The organism is Pseudomonas sp. SWRI77 (assembly GCF_014269105.1).
Lineage (GTDB): Bacteria > Pseudomonadota > Gammaproteobacteria > Pseudomonadales > Pseudomonadaceae > Aquipseudomonas > Aquipseudomonas capeferrum.
In genome coordinates this window covers 82,859-100,660 of record NZ_JABWRV010000022.1, presented here as the reverse complement: position 1 = coordinate 100,660, position 17,802 = coordinate 82,859, and the positions used below count along the sequence as shown (strand labels likewise).

15 protein-coding genes are annotated in these 17,802 nt (G+C 63.5%); 9 read left to right on the top strand and 6 right to left on the bottom strand.

Annotated elements, in window-relative coordinates:
• Window positions 1-157 precede the first annotated feature (157 nt).
• Window positions 158-982: an aldo/keto reductase gene (locus HU766_RS20050; protein ID WP_033697288.1), complete on the top strand. Its 825-nt coding sequence runs from the start codon at window positions 158-160 to the stop codon at window positions 980-982.
• A gap of 33 nt (window positions 983-1,015) precedes the next feature.
• On the opposite strand, the gene HU766_RS20045 is transcribed toward HU766_RS20050, so the two are convergent.
• Complete coding sequence (locus HU766_RS20045; protein WP_186660044.1) at window positions 1,016-1,897, bottom strand: LysR family transcriptional regulator; 882 nt, start codon at window positions 1,895-1,897, stop codon at window positions 1,016-1,018.
• Window positions 1,898-1,992: 95 nt separating this feature from the next.
• Between HU766_RS20045 and HU766_RS20040 the strand changes: the two genes are divergently transcribed.
• From HU766_RS20040 to HU766_RS20015, 6 genes are read left to right on the top strand one after another with little or no spacing between them, the layout of a single operon-like run.
• A complete protein-coding gene (locus tag HU766_RS20040) occupies window positions 1,993-3,435 on the top strand; it encodes an aldehyde dehydrogenase family protein (protein ID WP_186660042.1) in 1,443 nt (480 codons plus the stop codon).
• A 13-nt stretch (window positions 3,436-3,448) separates the two neighbouring features.
• Window positions 3,449-4,435 carry a dipeptidase gene (locus HU766_RS20035; protein ID WP_186660039.1) on the top strand — a complete coding sequence of 329 codons (987 nt, stop codon included), beginning with the start codon at window positions 3,449-3,451 and terminating at the stop codon, window positions 4,433-4,435.
• 55 nt (window positions 4,436-4,490) lie between these two features.
• On the top strand, window positions 4,491-6,041 hold the full coding sequence (locus HU766_RS20030; protein WP_186660037.1) for a BCCT family transporter: 1,551 nt from the start codon (window positions 4,491-4,493) through the stop codon (window positions 6,039-6,041).
• A 27-nt stretch (window positions 6,042-6,068) separates the two neighbouring features.
• Window positions 6,069-7,763: a hypothetical protein gene (locus tag HU766_RS20025; RefSeq protein ID WP_186660035.1), complete on the top strand. Its 1,695-nt coding sequence runs from the start codon at window positions 6,069-6,071 to the stop codon at window positions 7,761-7,763.
• Window positions 7,764-7,765: 2 nt separating this feature from the next.
• Window positions 7,766-8,458: a DUF3726 domain-containing protein gene (locus HU766_RS20020; RefSeq protein WP_186660033.1), complete on the top strand. Its 693-nt coding sequence runs from the start codon at window positions 7,766-7,768 to the stop codon at window positions 8,456-8,458.
• Window positions 8,459-8,485: 27 nt separating this feature from the next.
• Window positions 8,486-8,857, top strand: a complete 372-nt coding sequence (locus HU766_RS20015) for a RidA family protein (protein ID WP_186660031.1) — start codon at window positions 8,486-8,488, stop codon at window positions 8,855-8,857.
• 33 nt (window positions 8,858-8,890) lie between these two features.
• Here HU766_RS20015 and HU766_RS20010 read toward each other — a convergent pair whose 3' ends face one another.
• Window positions 8,891-10,243, bottom strand: coding sequence for an HD domain-containing phosphohydrolase (locus tag HU766_RS20010; RefSeq protein ID WP_186660029.1), 1,353 nt, complete (start codon window positions 10,241-10,243; stop codon window positions 8,891-8,893).
• A gap of 137 nt (window positions 10,244-10,380) precedes the next feature.
• Here HU766_RS20010 and HU766_RS20005 point away from each other — a divergent pair, with 137 nt between their 5' ends.
• Both HU766_RS20005 and HU766_RS20000 read left to right on the top strand, forming a co-directional pair.
• Window positions 10,381-11,346, top strand: a complete 966-nt coding sequence (locus tag HU766_RS20005; protein WP_186660020.1) for a cytochrome c peroxidase — start codon at window positions 10,381-10,383, stop codon at window positions 11,344-11,346.
• Complete coding sequence (locus tag HU766_RS20000) at window positions 11,343-13,163, top strand: DAHL domain-containing protein (RefSeq protein WP_186660018.1); 1,821 nt, start codon at window positions 11,343-11,345, stop codon at window positions 13,161-13,163. Before HU766_RS20005 ends, HU766_RS20000 begins: the two co-directional genes overlap by 4 nt.
• On the opposite strand, the gene HU766_RS19995 is transcribed toward HU766_RS20000, so the two are convergent.
• The 4 genes from HU766_RS19995 to HU766_RS19980 form a co-directional block, all read right to left on the bottom strand.
• Entirely contained in the window at window positions 13,164-13,610 is a 447-nt protein-coding gene (locus HU766_RS19995; protein WP_186660016.1) for a GNAT family N-acetyltransferase, read from the bottom strand.
• A gap of 219 nt (window positions 13,611-13,829) precedes the next feature.
• Window positions 13,830-15,323 carry an aldehyde dehydrogenase gene (locus HU766_RS19990; RefSeq protein ID WP_186660014.1) on the bottom strand — a complete coding sequence of 498 codons (1,494 nt, stop codon included), beginning with the start codon at window positions 15,321-15,323 and terminating at the stop codon, window positions 13,830-13,832.
• Between the two features lie 54 nt (window positions 15,324-15,377).
• The gene (locus HU766_RS19985; protein WP_033697281.1) at window positions 15,378-16,760 is read right to left on the bottom strand and encodes an aspartate aminotransferase family protein; all 1,383 of its coding nucleotides are present in this window, start codon (window positions 16,758-16,760) and stop codon (window positions 15,378-15,380) included.
• A 45-nt stretch (window positions 16,761-16,805) separates the two neighbouring features.
• Entirely contained in the window at window positions 16,806-17,591 is a 786-nt protein-coding gene (locus HU766_RS19980) for a helix-turn-helix transcriptional regulator (RefSeq protein ID WP_050506037.1), read from the bottom strand.
• Window positions 17,592-17,802 lie beyond the last annotated feature (211 nt).

The following is a 17,802-nucleotide window of genomic DNA, read 5'->3' as shown; positions in this document are numbered from 1 at the left end:
GAGATGCACGAGCATAAGGAAGTTCAATTGCCGCCTGTCCAGGCCAAAAGCAATTTCCGTTCGCTGATCGACCACTTTCCGCCTGCCGCGCATGGTTCGCACCGGGCTGATCGAAGACCATCCGTTACGGACTCTGTAACCACTACAAGGAATCGTCATGCGAAGGCTCACCACTCACAACGGCCTGGACCTGCCCTGCATCGGCCTGGGCACCTGGCCGATGACCGGCACCGAGTGCACCCACGCCGTGCGCCAGGCCCTGGAACTGGGTTACCGACACATCGACACCGCCACTGCCTACGACAATGAATCCGCCGTGGGCCAAGCCCTGCGCGACAGCGACGTGCCACGCGAGCAGATCCACCTGACCACCAAGGTGTGGTGGGATCGCCTTGAACCCAAAGCCATGCGTCAGTCACTGGAAGACAGCCTGCGCGCCCTGGGCACCGACCAGGTAGACCTGTTTCATATCCACTGGCCCGGCAAGGACTGGGACCTGGCCCGCAGCATCGAGACCCTGGTAGCGCTGCGTGACGAGGGCAAGGCGCGCAGCATCGGCGTGGCCAATTTCCCCCTCGGCCTGCTGCGCCAGGTGATCGAGACGCTGGGCGCGCCGTTGTCGGCTATCCAGGTGGAGTACCACGTGCTGCTCGACCAGCAACCACTGCTCGACTATGCCCGCAGCCATGACCTGCTGCTTACCGCCTATACCCCGCTGGCCCGTGGCCAGGCGGCGCAGCAGCCGGTGATCCAGTCGATTGCCCGCAAGCACGGCGTACTGCCAAGCCAAGTGGCGCTGCAGTGGCTGCTCGACCAAGACGGCGTCGCGGTGATCCCCAAGGCCAGCAGCCGCGAAAACCAACTGGCGAACCTGGCGGCACTGGAGGTACGGCTGGATGATGAAGACCGGGCGTTGATCGCAGGCTTGCCGAAGGATCAGCGCGTGGTAAGCCCCGATTTTGCACCCGACTGGAACAGCTAAGGCCAACGCCCAGCCTATACGGTTGGGCGCACCTTACTGAGCCATCTGCGCCTGCAAGAACCCAAGCAAAGCCTGCGCCGCCGGCGACAGGCTGCGGCCTTTGCGAGTCAGCATGCCAATCTGCCGCTCTACCTTCGGCGCCGCCAGGGGCAGGAATGCGAGCTTGTCGTTTTCCTGCGGGAACGCCAGGTACGGCAGGGTACTGATACCCACGCCCTCCTCCAGCATCGCAATCAGCGAAATCATGTTCGAGACAAACAGCCGGCTGTGGGCGAGCAAGCGCTCGGCATCCGTACCTTCGAGCAACCGCGAGGTGCCGTTGCGGATCATCGCCAGCCCCTGCAACTGTGACCAGTGCAGCGTCGCACCGGCCAGCACCAAGGGGTGGTCGGCCCGGCACACCACCCCGACCTGATCGTGGATGATCGGCACAAAGGCGATCTGCTCATCGCTCAGCCACAGGCTGCTGATACCAAAATCCACCTGCCGGTGTGCCAGCAGATGCTGAACGCTTTCAGCGGTGCCGTCCTGGATGCTGACCTGTACGTTCGGGTGCTCGGCCACAAAGCGCGCCAAAGGCCCCGGCAGCAGGCGGCTGGCCACCGATGGCACGGTGGCGATACTGACCTGGCCGATCTCGTGCCGGGCCAGCAAAGTGGCCTCCCGAGCAATGCGGTCGTGGTGCTCCAGCAGGCCACGAAACAGGGGCAGGCAATGCTCGCCGAACGGCGTCAACTCGACCCGACCACCGCCCTTCTCCACCAATGCCTGGTCAAGCTTTTGCTCCAGCTCACGCACCGCCAGTGAAATCGCCGGCTGGGTGCGGCAGGCCTGGCGTGCGGCGGCGTGGAAGCTCTTGAGTTCAGCGACCAGCACAAAGTAGCGCAGCTGGGTGATTTTCAGCTCGGGCAACATGGTTAGCTTTCCTTATCGAAGCATTTTTTTTATTAATTTTTATTTGGGCCATATTGCTCGCAAGATGAACGCCAGGCAAACAGAGGCTTTCATCCATGTCACACAACACCTACAAAAACTTCATCGATGGCCAGTGGTGCGAAGGCCAGGCCACCCTTGCCAACCACAACCCCTCGGACATCAGCGACCTGATCGGTGACTACCATCAAGCCAGCACCGAGCAGCCCCTGCAGGCCATTCAGGCGGCCCGAGCCGCACAACCACAGTGGGCGGCCATTGGCCTGGAGGCGCGCCAGCAAGCGCTGATGGCGATTGGCGATGAGTTGATCGCCCGCAAGCAGGAGCTGGGTGAACTGCTCTCACGTGAAGAAGGCAAGCCGCTGGCCGAGGGTATCGGCGAGGTCAACCGCAGTGGTCAGTTCTTCCATTACTACGCCGCCGAGGTATTACGCCAGATGGGCGAAACCGCAGCGTCGGTGCGCGCGGGCGTAGACATCGAAGTGCACCGAGAACCGGTGGGCGTGGTCGGTATCATCACCCCCTGGAACTTCCCGATGGCCACTGCCGCCTGGAAGATCGCCCCGGCCCTGGCCTTCGGCAATGCCGTGGTGTTCAAACCCGCCAACCTGGTGCCGGCCAGCGCCTGGGCACTGACCGAAATCATCAGCCGCCAGCAGTTGCCGGCCGGCACCTTCAACCTGGTCATGGGCAGCGGCGCCAGTGTCGGCGAAACCCTCGTGCAATCTGCTGACATCGACGCGCTGACCTTCACCGGCTCACTGCAGACAGGCCGGCGGGTCGCCGTGGCCACCGCAGGTAACTTGGTGCGCTGCCAGCTGGAGATGGGCAGCAAGAATGCCCTGGTGGTGATGGATGACGCCGACCTTGAACTGGCTGTGGACTGCGCCCTCAACGGTGCCTTCTTCGGCACTGGCCAGAAGTGCACAGCCTCTTCACGGTTGATCGTCTGCGACGCTATCCACGACCGCTTCGTCGAAGCCCTGCGCTTGCGCATGCGCCAGCTCAAGGTTGGCCATGCCCTGCACGCCGGCTCGCAGATCGGCCCGGTGGCCGAAGCACGACAGCTGGAGCAAAACCTGGAGTACCTGCGCCTGGGCCAAGCCGAAGGCGCGACCCTTATAGAAGGCGGCGAACGCCTGCACCTGGAAACTGACGGCTACTACATGCGCCCTGCGCTGTTCATCGACAGCCGCAACGACATGCGCATCAACCGTGAAGAAGTATTCGGCCCGATCGCCTGCGTGATCCGCGTCAGCGGCTTTGAAGAGGCCGTGGCGACCCTGAACGACACCGAGTACGGCCTCACCGCCGGCATCATCACCCAATCGCTGCGCCATGCCAGCGCGTTCAAGCGCCGCGCCCAGACCGGCTGCGTCATGGTCAACCTGCCGACCGCCGGCACCGACTACCACGTGCCGTTCGGCGGCCGCAAAGCCTCAAGCTTCGGCCCGCGCGAACAAGGCCAGTACGCCCGCGACTTCTACACCGTGGTCAAGACCACCTACCTGCGGCCCTGAAGGAGTACGGACCATGCACGACATCCTGATGATCGACGGCCTGCAATACTCCAACTGGAGCCCGGAAATATTCCAGCAGATGCAGGCCGGTGGCCTGAGCGCCGTTCACGCCACCATTGCCTACCACGAAAACGCCCGTGAAACCCTGTCACGGCTGGGCGAGTGGAACCGCCGTTTCGAGACCTGGCCCGAGCTGATCCGCCCGGTGCGCTCGGCAGGCGATATCCGCCTGGCCCAGCAGGAAGGCCGGGTGGGCATCTTCTTCGGCTTCCAGAACTGCTCGCCGATCGAAGACGACATTGCGTTGGTAGAGGTATTCCGGCAGCTCGGCGTGTTCGTCATGCAGCTCACTTACAACAACCAAAGCCTGTTGGCCAGTGGTTGCTACGAGCACGAGGACAATGGCATCAGCCGCTTCGGCCGCCAGGTAATCGCCGAGATGAACCGGGTCGGCATGCTGATCGACATGTCGCACAGTGCCGAACGCAGCACCCTGCAGGCCATCGAGCTGTCCAGCCGCCCGGTGATCATCTCCCACGCCAACCCGTCGAGCTTCCATGCGGCCAAGCGCAACAAGTCTGACGCCGTGCTGCGTGGTATCGCCGAATCCGGCGGCCTGCTGGGCTTCAGCACCTACCCGTTCCACCTCAAGGGTGCTTCGGACTGCAGCCTGGAAAGCTTCTGCGACATGGTCGCGCGCACCGCCGACCTGATGGGTGTGGACCATATCGGCATCGGCACCGACCTGTGCCAGGCACAACCACTGGCGGTGCTGGAGTGGATGCGCAACGGCCGTTGGAGCAAGGACAAGGACTACGGCGAGGGGTCCAAGGACAACGCCAACTGGCCGGCGCCCCTGCAGTGGTTCCGTGACAGCCGCGACTTCCCCAACATCGCCCGGGGCCTGCGTGCCAGGGGCTTTGCCGAAGACGAGGTAGGCAAGATCATGGGGCTGAACTGGTTGCGCCTGCTGGAGACCGCCACCCCGGCGCCAGCTTGAGCTCTACACACGGACAGCATCAACAATAACAACAATCGCAGGTTCCGGAGGCATCATGAAAAACCCCACCACCCTGCCGGCCGAAGGCCAGGCCATGCGCCTGCCACTGGCACGGGACATCGACTGGCCGCTGTTCCTGATCAGCGGCGGCTTTCTTGGCGCATTCCTGATTGCGGCGCTGGTCGACATCGATGCGGTGTCGGCGTTGGTCAACACGCTGTTCGCCTGGTCGACCAAGTTCTTCGGCCTGTACTGGCAGGTGCTGATGCTGGCGACCTTCGCGGTCAGCCTTGGCATTGGTTTCTCCCGCTGCGGGCGGGTGCGCCTGGGCGGTGTGGCCCAGCGCCCGGACATCAGCACCTTCAACTGGATTGCGGTGATCATGTGTGCGCTGCTGGCAGGTGGCGGTGCCTTCTGGGCCGCCGCCGAACCGCTGATGCACTTCGCCAGCCCGCCGCCCTTGTTCGCCGGCGTACAACCGCACAGCGCAGCCGCAGCAACCGCAGCACTGGCGCAGTCCTTCGTGCACTGGGGCTTCCTGGCCTGGGCCGTGCTCGGCAGCCTGTTGGCGATCGTGCTGATGCACCTGCACTACGACAAGGGCCTGCCACTGGCGCCACGTACCCTGCTCTACCCCCTGTTCGGCGAGCGTGCATTGAAAGGCCCGATCGGTACCCTGGCCGACGCCACCTCGATCATTGCCGTGGTCGCCGGCACCATTGGCCCGATCGGCTTCCTCGGGTTGCAGATCAGCAGCGCCCTGCACGCCGTATGGGGTGTGCCCAACGGCATTCTCACCCAGTCACTGACCATCGTCCTGGTCACACTGATGTACACCGTATCGTGCCTGGTGGGGCTCAAGGGCATTCGTTTCGTCAGCGAGATCAATGTCTGGCTGATGATCGGCCTGGCGCTGTTCATGGTGGTGTTCGGGCCGACCCTGTTCATCCTCGGCGGCTTCCCGGCAGCGTTCGCCCTGCACGTGGAAAACTTCATCCCCATGACCCTGTTTCGCGCCGACCCGAAATGGCTGGACTGGTGGACGGTGTTCTACTGGGGCTGGTTCATCGGCTATGCACCGATGGTCGCGCTGTACGTCGCCCGAATCTCGCGGGGGCGCACCATCCGCGAGATCATCATGACGCTGTCGATCATCGCCCCGCTGGTGACCATGTTCTGGTTCACCGTGGTGGGTGGCACCGGCATCGGCCTGGAACTGCAGACACCGGGCATCGTTACTGCCCATGGCACCCAACCGGAAGACTTGCTGCTGGGGGTGACGCAGAACTTGCCGCTGGGCGGCCTGATCAGTGCGCTGTTTCTGTTCTTGAGCTTCATCTCGGTGGCTACCAACGGTGATGCCATGGCCTTCACCGTGGCCCTGGCGATGTCCAGCAACGATAAACCGAAGAAGTGGCTGTGCGGCTTCTGGGCCATCGGCATGGGCCTGGCGGCGGTGGTGCTGATCACCATTGGCGCGGGCGGGGTGACGGCCTTGCAGTCCTTTATCGTCATTACTGCGGTGCCGGTGTCGCTGGTGATCCTGCCAGCGTTGTGGGATGCGGTGCGCATCGCCCGCCACATGGCCCGCGAACAAGGCGTCTGAACCATGAAGCATGCAGGTACAACAACAATGTCCAACCCCGTGTTTGCAACCGCCCCACTGCGCCCGGCCAGCCAGGTCATGGACCTGGCCCGCCTGGGCAGCCACTTCCAAAGCCCCTTGAGCTTCGTGCGCAGCAGCATGCGGCGGATGATGACGCAGCGCTGGCAAATCCGACGCTGGCGCTTCGACCTCGACCACCAGGGCTTCGGTACCGCCATCTACCGGATCGACACGCCGCACGCCCATTACCATTGCGTGCTCTTCTCGGCTTACCTGCCCCCGGAAAAGCGCAGCGACCGGGTGATCGCCGACCAATGGGACGTGACCTTCGTGCTGGTTGCCGGCGATGTCGATGACGCGCAATTGGCCGACCTGCAGCGCAATGTGCCCTTGCAGGAAGCCGGTCGCTTCGACGCCCGCGTACTGGTGCTGTCACGTGCCAACCGTAGCCTGCGCAACTTCGACCGCTTCCTCGTGGCGTTAGCCGAAGGTCACCAGCCTGCCGCGCAGCAACTGGCCGAGGTCGGCTACCTTTATCGCACCACCGCCGTGTACGGCAATGGCAAGTTCGGCATCGCCGACTTCGCCTGCCTGCAAGGCAACGCAGACTTCAATCAGCCTTTCAGCGCACAGATGTTCACGGTGTACCTGTTGCGCCATTTCAGCATCGAGCAGATCGAGCACATGGCCCGTGCGCTCAATCCGCATCGCGCAGCCCCCCTGGATGTAGCGTTGCAACGTTACCTGGGGGTGGGCAATGCCACCGGGCTGGGCATGGCGCCGTTCCTGATCAACCACCCGCAACTGGTCGAGCGCTGGGTCCACACGCGGGAAACCGCCTTGGCGCGGGTACTGGCTCAAACACCTGCGCCGGCAACGCTGGCCCGCCTGCACAACCTGCTGGCACGTGCCCGTGAGCATCTGCAGCAGACCCGCACCGAAGATCAGCGCCAACATCAACAGGACCAACAGACCCTCGTCGAGCTGGCTCAACTGGCCGACTGGCTCGCCTGCCAGCCTTGCAGCGAAGGGCTGTGGCAACGCGTGCAGGCCTGGGGCGAGGCACACGCGGGGCTGGGCTGCCAGGAACTGCTGGTGAGCGTACTGCTGGAGCTTTACCCCGAACAGGTTGCACCGCTGGCCGAGCAAATGGGGGTCGTCGAAGGGTGGCGCCTGGATGCACAGATGCCGCTGGGGCAGTTGCGCGAGCTTATCGAAACGCACTATGCCTGGGCCTTGGCCTACGACTTTGACAACGTCGAGGCCGAGCACTTCTTCTGGTACCGCTCAGCAGAAAAGGAAGAGCCACGCCTGGGCATGCGCAGTGAAGAACCTGGCGCCGAGAAAGAAATGCAACTGGGCATCGCGCGCAATATCCAGCGTTGCCACCGCGCCCTGCTCGCACACCTGCGCGCACAACCTCAGGCACTGACGGCACACTTCCTGATCGCCCAGCCGGGGTTCAAGGGCACGGTGCGTCGCCTGCAAGGCATGGCGCAGAGTGCCTATGGCGAAATACGCGCCAACCTGCTGGCCAGCGACATGCTGCCCATCCACCTGCTGCGCTGCAAACTGGCGTTTTTCGGCGCTGGCAAGTTCGACCCCAAATCAAGCCGTTGGGTGCGCATTACGCTGTTCCAGGGCGCGCCCCTGGTCAGTGAAATCGGCCAGCCGTTCGACGACGACTGGAACTTCGCCGTCATGCCGCACGGAGGCCTTTGACCATGCGCGTGTCACTCAACGAAATCCAGGTGATGTGCCGCAAGGCCTTCGAAGGCATGGGCTTTGCCGCCGGCGACTGCGAGGACGCCGCCGAGCTGGTCGGCTGGCTGCACCTTCAAGGGCTGGACGGCTTGGGCACGCTGGAAAAAGCCCTGGACTACCTGCACCACGAAGCAGCCCAGCCCTACACCCTGTGCCTGGAAGACAGCGCCCTGCTGGTGATCGACTGCCAAGGCCAGAGCGTGCTGCGCTGCGCGGCGACCGTGGTGGAGCTGGCCATGGACAAGGCGTTGCAGGTTGGCCACGGCGTGCTGCGCATCCAGCACTGCCACAACCGCCTGTTATTGCTGGGCTACCTGAGCCGGGCCGCCGAGTTGGGCCTTGAGGTACAGGCGCGGTGGGGCGATGCGCGCCAGCAGCATGCGGCGTTCTTCGCCGCGGGTGCCACCCGCCCGCAACTGCTCAGCGACGACCAGCCTTGCCCCGGTGCAGCAGTCGACCAGAGCATCACGGTGCTGCTCGATCGCCCTCTGCAAACGGCCCACCCGGTTGCCCCCCATGCCCCGGTCAGCCTGGGGTTCACGGTGCAAGCGCACACCTGGCAGCGCCTCAAGCAGCTTGCCGAGCAGATCCTGGTCGAGAGCACCGATGCCTCGCGTCAGCATGGCGCAGGTGGCGGTAGCGATGCCGACTGAGCACTTCGAACACTCAAGGAATTACCCATGAAACATGCCATCAAGACTGATCTGTATGCCTCCAAAGCGCCGCTGGAATGGGCGGTGGTGGGTAACGGCACGCTGTACACGGCACAAATCCCCATCGACGCCCAGGGCCAGGTGGTCGCCGGTGGCATCGAGGCGCAGACTCGCCAGACCCTCGACAACCTGCGCCACACCCTGGAGGCTGCGGGCGCGTCACTGGACGCCGTGACCCAGGTGCTTATCTACGTTACCGACCGCAGCTACCTGGCAACGGTCAACAGCCTGTATGCCGAGTATTTTCAGCCGCCCTACCCTAACCGGGCAGCGGTCGTGGTGGCGGGGTTGGCGCGTGAGGAAATGCTGGTGGAGCTGGTGGTGTATGCCTGCGTGTAAGGCGTCAGGCTAGGAGGCCTCAAGCCGGGGGGCTCAAGCCACAGCCCCCTCGGAGACGCGAACGAACACGCTGTACTTGCCCCCCTCCATCTGCTCGAAGGCAATCAGCTTTTCCACCAACGCCGTACTCAGCACCTTGCCGGCATTGAGCAAGAGCATGCCGTTGTCCGCATTCAGATTGCGCACCAGGACCATGCCGGCGGCCAGGTCGCGGGTACCGAGGGCCTGCACCGTCGGGTCGGCCAGGGTCACATCGCTGAGAAACTCCGCGCAGACGTTTACAAAGTCTTCCACAAGCGCCGGGTCATACAGCTTGCCTGCGTATTTGCGGATGTACATCAAGGCCTCATCGCTGTTCATCTGCCGCTCCAGCACCAGGCCGCGTTGCAACTCGATGAAGTCCACGGCCAGCTTCAACCAGCGCGCCCCAAGGGGGATGGCCTCGCCCTTGAGATGGTCGGGGAAGCCGCTGCCATCCCAACGTTCCTGATGGTGCAAGATCAGTTGCGCCGCTTCTTTCATCGGCTCCAGGGTCATCACCAGCGATTCGCTCTGTTTCGGGTACGACCGGTACAGGTCGCGCTCGGTATGCGGCAGCAGGTCTACCGGGCAGGTCAGCATGCTGTCGGTCCAACTCATCTTGCCGATGTTGTACAGGGCGGCAGCCATGGTCAGGTCGCGGCGGCTGGCTTCGTCCAGGCCATGGCGGGTGCAGTACACACGAATCAGTTCGATGACCTGGCGGTTGGTCTGCTTGGGCTTGGGCAGGCGCAGGTTGGCCAGCAGCGAGAACACCTCGGTGCCGGTGACGTAACTGTGCTTGAGCTCTTCGTAGGCAAGGTCGAGCATGTCGGCCGTTTGCTGCAGCTCGGCGGTGCGCGCCGCGACACGCTGTTCGAGGCTGGCATTGAGCACCTTCAACTGCTGGTTCTGTGCCTGGGTCAGCGCCTCCAGGCGCCGTCGCTCGCTTTCCGAGTGTTGCAAGGCCAAAGCCTGGCGCACGGTCACCAGCATCTCTTCGTCATTCCAGGGTTTGCTGATGTAGCGGTGAATCTGGCCGTCATTGATTGCCTTGGTGATCGTGGCCATGTCGGCATAACCGGTCAGCAGGATGCGCAAGGTGCCGGGAAAGCGCTGGTGCACCTGGGCCAGCAAGGTCGCGCCATCCATGCCGGGCATGCGGGCATCGCTGATCACCAGGTTGACGGGGTGTTGTTCAAGCAGCTCAAGGGCCTGAGCGCCGCTTTCGGCCAGCAACACATCATAGGGCTGGCCACGCAGCAGCCGGCGCAGGCTGTTGAGAATCGAGGCCTCGTCGTCGACCAGCAGCACAACGGCTTTCTCACAGGCGCTGTCGGCCACATCATCCATTACCGGTTGTTCCATGGTCCCCTCCGTGCACCGGGTAATCAAACGGGTCCTTGATTACAGGCTAGATGACATTTGCCCCACCGGTTAGCGCTGGCGCACGGCACTGACTATTCTCAGCGGCATAGCGCGTTGTCACCAGGGAGGGTTGCCCGATGCCTATCCACCCGCCGTTTCGCACGTGCGCGGGCGTGCTGTTGCTCCTGGTGCCTTCGATTGGGTTGGCACAGGCCATTGGCGGGCCCCTCACCCCATTGCCCGCGGTGCCTGCATTAGCGCCTGAGCGGGTCGAACTGGGCCGCAAACTGTTCAATGACCCGCGCTTGTCGAGCAACGCCAGCCTGGCCTGTGCCAGTTGCCACCGGCTTGACCAGGGGGGCGCCGACGGCCAGGTGCGCTCGCTCGGCGTCGATGGCAAGCCCTTGCCGGTCAATACCCCCAGCGTGTTCAACGCCAGCCTGAACTTTCGCCAGTTCTGGGATGGTCGTGCGCAAACCTTCGAAGAGCAGGCCCACCTGGTGGTCCAGCGCCCAGGCGAAATGGGCAGCGACTGGCAGGTGGTTGTGCAGCGCATCGCCGCAGACCCAAGCTACCGCGCAAAGTTTGCCAAAGCTTATGGCAAGGCGGTGGATGAACACACCCTTCAGGACGCGCTGGCCACCTTTCAACGCACGCTGTTGACGCCGGGTTCACGCTTTGACCGCTACCTGCAGGGCGACACCGAGATCCTCAGCAAGGACGAAAAATACGGCTACGCGCGGTTTCAGGAGTACGGCTGCATTGCCTGCCACCAAGGCGTCAATATCGGCGGCAACATGCTGCAGAAGTTCGGCGTGCTGGGCGATTATTTCGCTGACCGCGGCAACCCTATGCCTGCCGACCTGGGGCGCTTCAACGTGACCGGCGATGAAGAAGACCGGCATGTGTTCAAGGTGCCCAGCCTGCGCAATGTCGCGGTCACCGCCCCGTACTTTCACGATGGTTCGGCGCCGACCCTGGAAGCGGCGGTGGACGTCATGTTCCGCTACCAAGTGGGGCGCACGCCAAGCACCGACGACAAAGCGCTGATCATTCAGTTTCTCAAGACCCTGACCGGTGAATGGAAGGGCAAACCCCTATGAGGCTGACCCGCCGCCGCAGCTTGCTGTTGTTGACGACCAGTGCCGTGTTGCTGGCCTCGGTGCTGATCTACCTGTACTTGATGTCCAAGGCCGACGAGAGCGGTACCTACACCCAGGCCCGTGACCTGATCCGGCAGATCAAGCAAAACGACTCGCAATGGGAAAACGAAATACTCAAGGCCCGCACCAGCATCAACTACAACTACGACCCCTTGGTCTGGCCAGTGGTCGAGATGAAGCGCCTGTGGCGGGCTTTCGAAAGCATTGAAACCCGCAACCAGCACGGTGACTCCCCGGCATGGCGCCAGGCCTACGCCGACTACCAGCAGGCGTTCGAGGAAAAGGCAAACTACGTCGAGCGCTTCAAGTCGCATAACGCCGTGCTGCGCAACTCCCTGGCGTTTCTGCCCGCCGCCGCCGACGGTATCCAGGCACAACTGGGGCAGTTGGCCGATGCCGACGCACTGCGCTTGCACAACATTTCTACCGACACCTACGACCTGATGCTCAGCAGCCTTGAGTTCGCCCAGATGACCACGGATGACAAGGCGGCTGACATCCTCGTCGGCCTGAACAAGCTGGCGGTCAACAAAGAGCGCCTGCCGCTGGAGTTTCATGCGCCCATCGACACCCTCAGCAACCACATTGCGTTGATCCTGCGCGAGCAACCCAAGGTCAATCAATTGCTTGAGCAGATCGGCGCCTTGCCGGTCGCCGCGCACCTGGATGCCATTGCCATGATGCTCGACCGTGACGAACGCACGGCGCTGCTGGTCAATCAGCGCTACCACTTCTACCTGCTGGTGTTCTCTACCCTGTTGGTCTTGCTGTTGCTGTACATGGCGGTGTGGCTGTTGCGCAGCTTCGGCGAGATAAACCGGGTCAACCGCGCCTTGGTGGTCGCCAACGATGAACTGGAACAACGGGTCGCGCGCCGCACCCAGGCACTGACCCAGGCCAGCGCGGCGCTGCAGCGCGAGATCGATGAACGCAAACTCCTCGAAAGCCAGCTGGTGCAATCAGAAAAACTCGCCTCCCTTGGCCAGCTGGCGGCGGGCATCGCCCATGAGGTCAACAACCCGATCGGCTTCGTCTCCTCCAACCTGGGGGCGCTGGGCAGCTACTTCGCCCGCTTGCAGGACATGCTCAAGGCCTACCGTGACGCAGAGCCGGCCATCGGCCCGGCGACGCTGCAGGCGAGCTTGGTGAAGCTGCGCAGCGAAATGGAGCTGGCATACATTCTCGACGATATTCCGTTGCTGATCAGTGAGTCCAAGGACGGCATCAGCCGCGTCGGGCAGATCGTCAGGGACCTCAAAGACTTTTCGCGGGTGGACAGCAGCCAGGATTGGCAATGGGCCAACTTGCACCAGGGCATCGACTCGACCCTGAACATCGCGGCCAGCGAGCTCAAGTACAAGGCTGACCTGGTCAAGCAATACAGTGTGCTGCCAGAGGTCGAGTGCCTGCCGTCACAAATCAACCAGGTGATCATGAACCTGGTGGTCAATGCCGCCCACGCCATGGGCACCGAGCGTGGCACCATCACCGTGCGCACCGGTTGCGCCAACGACGACAAGGTGTGGATCGAAGTGGCCGACAATGGCTGCGGCATTCCTGCACAAAGCCTGCAGAAGATCTTCGACCCTTTCTACACCACCAAGCCGGTCGGCCAAGGCACCGGGTTGGGGTTGTCGCTTTCGTACGGCATCATCAAGCGCCACTGCGGCGAGATCCATGTGCACAGCGAGGTCGGCGTGGGCACCACGTTCAGGGTCGAACTGCCGGTGCGCCAGGCACAAGCGGCCATTCGTTGATCAAGGCAGGCGCTTTTCCATCGGCTGATAGACCAGCCCGGCAATCTCGCCTACATCCCCTGCCAGTGCGAATCCGTAGCGTTGGTAGGCGGCCACCGAGCTCAACGATGCGCTGACCGTCACTACCGCCGCTCTCGCCTGCTCCAGTGCTGCGTTCATCAGGCGCGTGCCCACGCCCCGACGCTGCCAACTCGGCGCGACAAACAGCATCGCCACGTGGCGCCCTTGCTTGAGTTCGATCAGCCCGGTGATCACGCCCCCTGCGACACAGACCAGCATCAGGTTGTCGCCGGCCATGCGTTCGGCAAACGCCTGCGCCGTAGCTACCTTGGCGAAGGTTTCCACCCCCTGTGCCGACAGCGAGGGCGCAACGGCCTGGGTGAATGCATCCAGGCACAGGGCGCTGGCGTGGGGCAGGTCATCGTGGGTCAGCTTGCGTACTTGCACGGTCGTCGTCCTTGTCTTGTCGAAACCGGATAATGCATGCATTCACGGGTGCGGCGCACGCCCTACCTGTGGCTCAGCCTTGGCCGTTGGCCTCATGTCGGGAGATAGGGCGATGGCGGCTAGGTGCCTGTCTTAGTTTTTCGGGGGGCGGGCTGCCCTCGATCTCCGCCCCACCGCCAACCCCAAGCCAGGCGCCGCATACGTATGAACTGGCCTGCGTCACGCGCGCAGCTGATACCAAGTGGTCTTGAGCTGTGAGTATTTGTCGAACGAATGCAACGACAGGTCGCGACCAAACCCCGACTGCTTGCCCCCACCAAAGGGCACCGTGACATCCAGCGCATCCACCGTATTGACCGAAACGGTGCCCGCCTTCAACGCCCGCGCCACGCGATGCACCTGGTTGAAGTCATCGCTCCATACCGACGCGGCCAGGCCATAGACACTGTCGTTGGCCAAGCGCACGGCCTGCTCCTCGCTGTCGAACGCGCTGACCGCCAGCACCGGCCCGAACACTTCCTCCCGGGCCAGGCTCATGCTCGCCTCGACCCCGGCAAAAATGCTCGGCTCGATGTAGTTGTCCGACCCGCCCTGGGTCAGGCGCCGGCCACCACACACCAGCCGGGCGCCCTGCTCGTGCGCATGGTCGATGGCGGCCTTGATGCGGCCGGTCTGCTCGGCATCGACAATTGCACCCGCGCGGCTCGCAGGGTCCAGCGGGTTGCCTGGCATCCATTGGCGGGCCTTGGCTTGCAGGCGTTCGATGAACTCATCGTGGATCGAACGCTGCACGTACAGGCGCGAATTGGCCGAGCACACCTCACCCTGGTTGAAGAAGATGCCAAATGCCGCTTTTTCCGCCGCCATGTCCAGGTCCTGGCAGTTTTCGAACACCAGGTTCGGGCTCTTGCCGCCACACTCCAGCCAGACCTGCTTGAGGTTGGACTGCGCCGAGTACTGCATGAAGTATTTACCGACCTGGGTAGAGCCGGTGAACACCAGGCAGTCGACGTCCGGGTGCAAACCCAGCGCCCGACCCGCCTGTTCACCCAGGCCAGGCACCACATTCAGCACGCCTTCCGGCAAACCGGCCTCCAGCGCCAGTTGCACCAGGCGCAGCGCTGAGAACGGTGACTGCTCGGCAGGCTTGAGCACCACGCTGTTGCCGGCGGCCAGCGCCGGCGCAAGCTTCCACGCGGCCATGTCGAGCGGGAAGTTCCACGGCACCACGGCGGCGACCACGCCCAGCGCTTCGCGGGTGATCGTGGCCAGCGCGTTGGGCGCCGTGGGGGCCACCTGATCGTACAGCTTGTCCAGCGCCTCGCCGTACCAGGCGAAGACATGGGCCGAGCCAGGCACGTCGAGGGTGTAGGCATCCATCACCGGTTTGCCCATGTTCAACGAGTCCAGCAGTGCCAGCTCTTCGCGATTGGCCATGATCAGCTCGGCCAAGCGCAGCAGGACTTTCTTGCGCTCGACCGGGGCCATGCGCGACCACGCGCCCTGTTCGAAGGCCCGCCGTGCGGTGGCCACCGCGAGGTCGACTTCGGCCTCAGCGCAGGCGGCAACCTGCGCCAGCACCTGCTGGGTGGCCGGGTTGATGGCCGCGAAGGTGGCGCCGGAGTTGGCGCTCACCTGCTGGCTACCGATCAAGGCCTTGTCGATAAAACGCAGGCCTGCGGCGCGGGTTTGCCAGTATTCGAGACTTTTCATTTGCGCTCCATACGACTGTCTTGGATTTTGCGGCTGCCTTGCGGCCCCAGATACTCAGAGCCTGCCCACCAACTTGGCAGTGCGGTCCACGGCAATGCGGGTCTTGTCGACCAGCTCGTCCAGCTCGGCGCGGTTGGCCACCAATGCCGGCGCCATGATCATCCGCCCCAACGTCGAGCGAATGATCAAGCCTTCCTCGAAACCGAAGGTGCGGCATTGCCAGGCCAGGTCGTTCTCGTTGGCAAAACGCTTGCGGCTGGGCTTGTGCTCGGCAAACTGCAGCGCCGCCACCAGGCCGGCACCCTGCACCTGGCCAATCAGCGGGTGGTCGGCGAACACTTCGCGCAGGATGCGCTGCAAGTACGGTCCGGTGTCGTCCTTGACCTGACGCACGATGCCTTCGTCACGCAGCGCCTTGAGGTTGGCGATGGCCACCGCCGCCGCCACCGGGTGGCCCGAATAGGTCAGGCCGTGGGCAAACACCCCGCCGCGCTCCACCAGTGCCTCGGCGATGCGCTTGCTCAACACCAGGCCACCCATGGGCACGTAGCCGCTGGTCAGGCCCTTGGCGATCGACAGCGTGTCCGGCTCGAAACCGAAATACTCATGGGCAAACCACTCGCCGGTGCGACCAAAGCCGCCGATCACTTCGTCGGCACACAGCAACACGTCGTACTGGCGGCAGATGCGCTGGATCTCGGGCCAGTAGCTTTCCGGCGGGAAGATCATGCCCCCAGCGCCCTGGAAGGGTTCGGCGACAAAGCCTGCGACGTTTTCCGCGCCCAGTTCGAGGATCTTCTCCTCCAGCTGCAGCGCGCAGCGCCGGCCGAACTCGGCCGGGGTCAGGTCACCGCCCTCGGCGTACCAGTACGGTTCGTCGATGTGCGCCACGTCCGGGATCAGCCCGCCCATCTCGTGCATGAACTTCATCCCGCCCAGGGCCGTGGCCGCCAGGGTCGAGCCGTGGTAGCCGTTCCAGCGGCCGATCATGACCTTCTTGTTCGGCTGGCCGACCACCTGCCAGTAACGGCGCACGGTGCGGATCAGCACTTCGTTGGCCTCGGACCCGGAGTTGGTGTAGATCGCATGGCTGTAGTGGCCTGGCAGCAAGCTGAACAGCAATTCGGACAGTTCGATCACCGCCGGGTGGGTGGTGTGGAAGAACATGTTGTAGTAGGCCAGTTGGTCCATCTGTGCGGCGGCCGCGGCGGTCAGGTCCTTGCGGCCGTAACCCAACTGGGTGCACCACAGGCCCGACATACCGTCCAGGTAGCGCTTGCCCTCGCTGTCCCACAGGTGCAGCCGTTCGCCACCGACCATGACCCGCGGGCCTTCGGCATTGAGCGCCTTCTGGTCGAGGAAGGCATGAATGTGGTGCGCCGCGTCAGCGGCCTGGTAGTCACGGGTCTGGCGTTTGGGGGCAAAAGGCGCGTTCATTGGCGGGTTTCCTTGTGGTTATAGGGGCGGGCGAGGCGACTGCGCTCAGCGCAGCTTGCCCATGTAGCTTTCCAGCGGGTCCTTGCCCAACACGCCCTGGGCATTGGCCAGCGCGTCGATGAACAAGGAGAACAGCTCGGACTGCGTGCCGATGTCGAGCTTGGCGTAGACATGCTTGCGGTGTGACTTGATGGTGTCTTCCGAAACCCCCAGGCGCTCGGCCAGGGACTTGGTCGAGTGGCCACGCAAGATGAGCTGGGCAATGCGGCATTCGCGCATCGTCAGCAACGAACTGCCGAAGTTGTTGAGGGCGGCATGGATGCGTTGCTCCAGCACATTCTCGAAACGCCCACCGCGGCTGCCCAGCCCGGCAAAGTGCTTGCTGAGTACCGCCAGCACCCAGGGCGTGATGCGCCCGAACAGGTCGCGGCTTGGGGCGTCCAACTTGTCGGTGAAGGCCAGCGACACTGCCAGGCTCTGGCCGGGCGCGACCTGCAGGATGTAATTGAGCTCATCCTCCAGGTGTGAATGGCGGTAGAACGACTGGTAGTACTCACTCACTTCGAAGTGGTCGGGCGCCACGTCGAACAGGCCATAGCAGCCAGACGCGACCTGCTCGACGCAGGCGCCGTAGAACGGGTCGAGCAGATAGAAGCCGGAAAGGTAGCGGCTGACGTTGCCTTCTGGCTGCCAGGGAGCCTTGTCATCCTGCTCGAACAACGCGCATGGCATGCCGTCATGCGGGTAGAGGTAGACCGTGGTGGCCTGGATGGGCCGGATCACCCCGAGCGCTGCGAACAAGGTGGCGGCAAAGCCCGGTTGGCCGATCATGTCGGTAACCCTGGCAATGTGCTCGAACCACTGTGTTGAAGCCAATTGATCACTGGTCACTGGAAATCTGCCGGTAGCGGGAAAACGGTATCGCCGTCGGGGCGGCGCGTTGTTTCCAGATACTCCCATGGCCAGGCGAAGACCGAAATCACCCTTTGGGGTGAGCGTTTTCAGGCGACCAGCGGCTCACCCCAAAGGGTGATTTCGAGCG

Coding starts and splice junctions, on each gene's coding strand:
- HU766_RS20050 (WP_033697288.1), top strand. CDS start 158: ATGCGAAGGCTCACCACTCACAACGGCCTGGACCTGCCCTGCATCGGC.
- HU766_RS20045 (WP_186660044.1), bottom strand. CDS start 1,897: ATGTTGCCCGAGCTGAAAATCACCCAGCTGCGCTACTTTGTGCTGGTC.
- HU766_RS20040 (WP_186660042.1), top strand. CDS start 1,993: ATGTCACACAACACCTACAAAAACTTCATCGATGGCCAGTGGTGCGAA.
- HU766_RS20035 (WP_186660039.1), top strand. CDS start 3,449: ATGCACGACATCCTGATGATCGACGGCCTGCAATACTCCAACTGGAGC.
- HU766_RS20030 (WP_186660037.1), top strand. CDS start 4,491: ATGAAAAACCCCACCACCCTGCCGGCCGAAGGCCAGGCCATGCGCCTG.
- HU766_RS20025 (WP_186660035.1), top strand. CDS start 6,069: ATGTCCAACCCCGTGTTTGCAACCGCCCCACTGCGCCCGGCCAGCCAG.
- HU766_RS20020 (WP_186660033.1), top strand. CDS start 7,766: ATGCGCGTGTCACTCAACGAAATCCAGGTGATGTGCCGCAAGGCCTTC.
- HU766_RS20015 (WP_186660031.1), top strand. CDS start 8,486: ATGAAACATGCCATCAAGACTGATCTGTATGCCTCCAAAGCGCCGCTG.
- HU766_RS20010 (WP_186660029.1), bottom strand. CDS start 10,243: ATGGAACAACCGGTAATGGATGATGTGGCCGACAGCGCCTGTGAGAAA.
- HU766_RS20005 (WP_186660020.1), top strand. CDS start 10,381: ATGCCTATCCACCCGCCGTTTCGCACGTGCGCGGGCGTGCTGTTGCTC.
- HU766_RS20000 (WP_186660018.1), top strand. CDS start 11,343: ATGAGGCTGACCCGCCGCCGCAGCTTGCTGTTGTTGACGACCAGTGCC.
- HU766_RS19990 (WP_186660014.1), bottom strand. CDS start 15,323: ATGAAAAGTCTCGAATACTGGCAAACCCGCGCCGCAGGCCTGCGTTTT.
- HU766_RS19985 (WP_033697281.1), bottom strand. CDS start 16,760: ATGAACGCGCCTTTTGCCCCCAAACGCCAGACCCGTGACTACCAGGCC.
- HU766_RS19980 (WP_050506037.1), bottom strand. CDS start 17,591: ATGATCGGCCAACCGGGCTTTGCCGCCACCTTGTTCGCAGCGCTCGGG.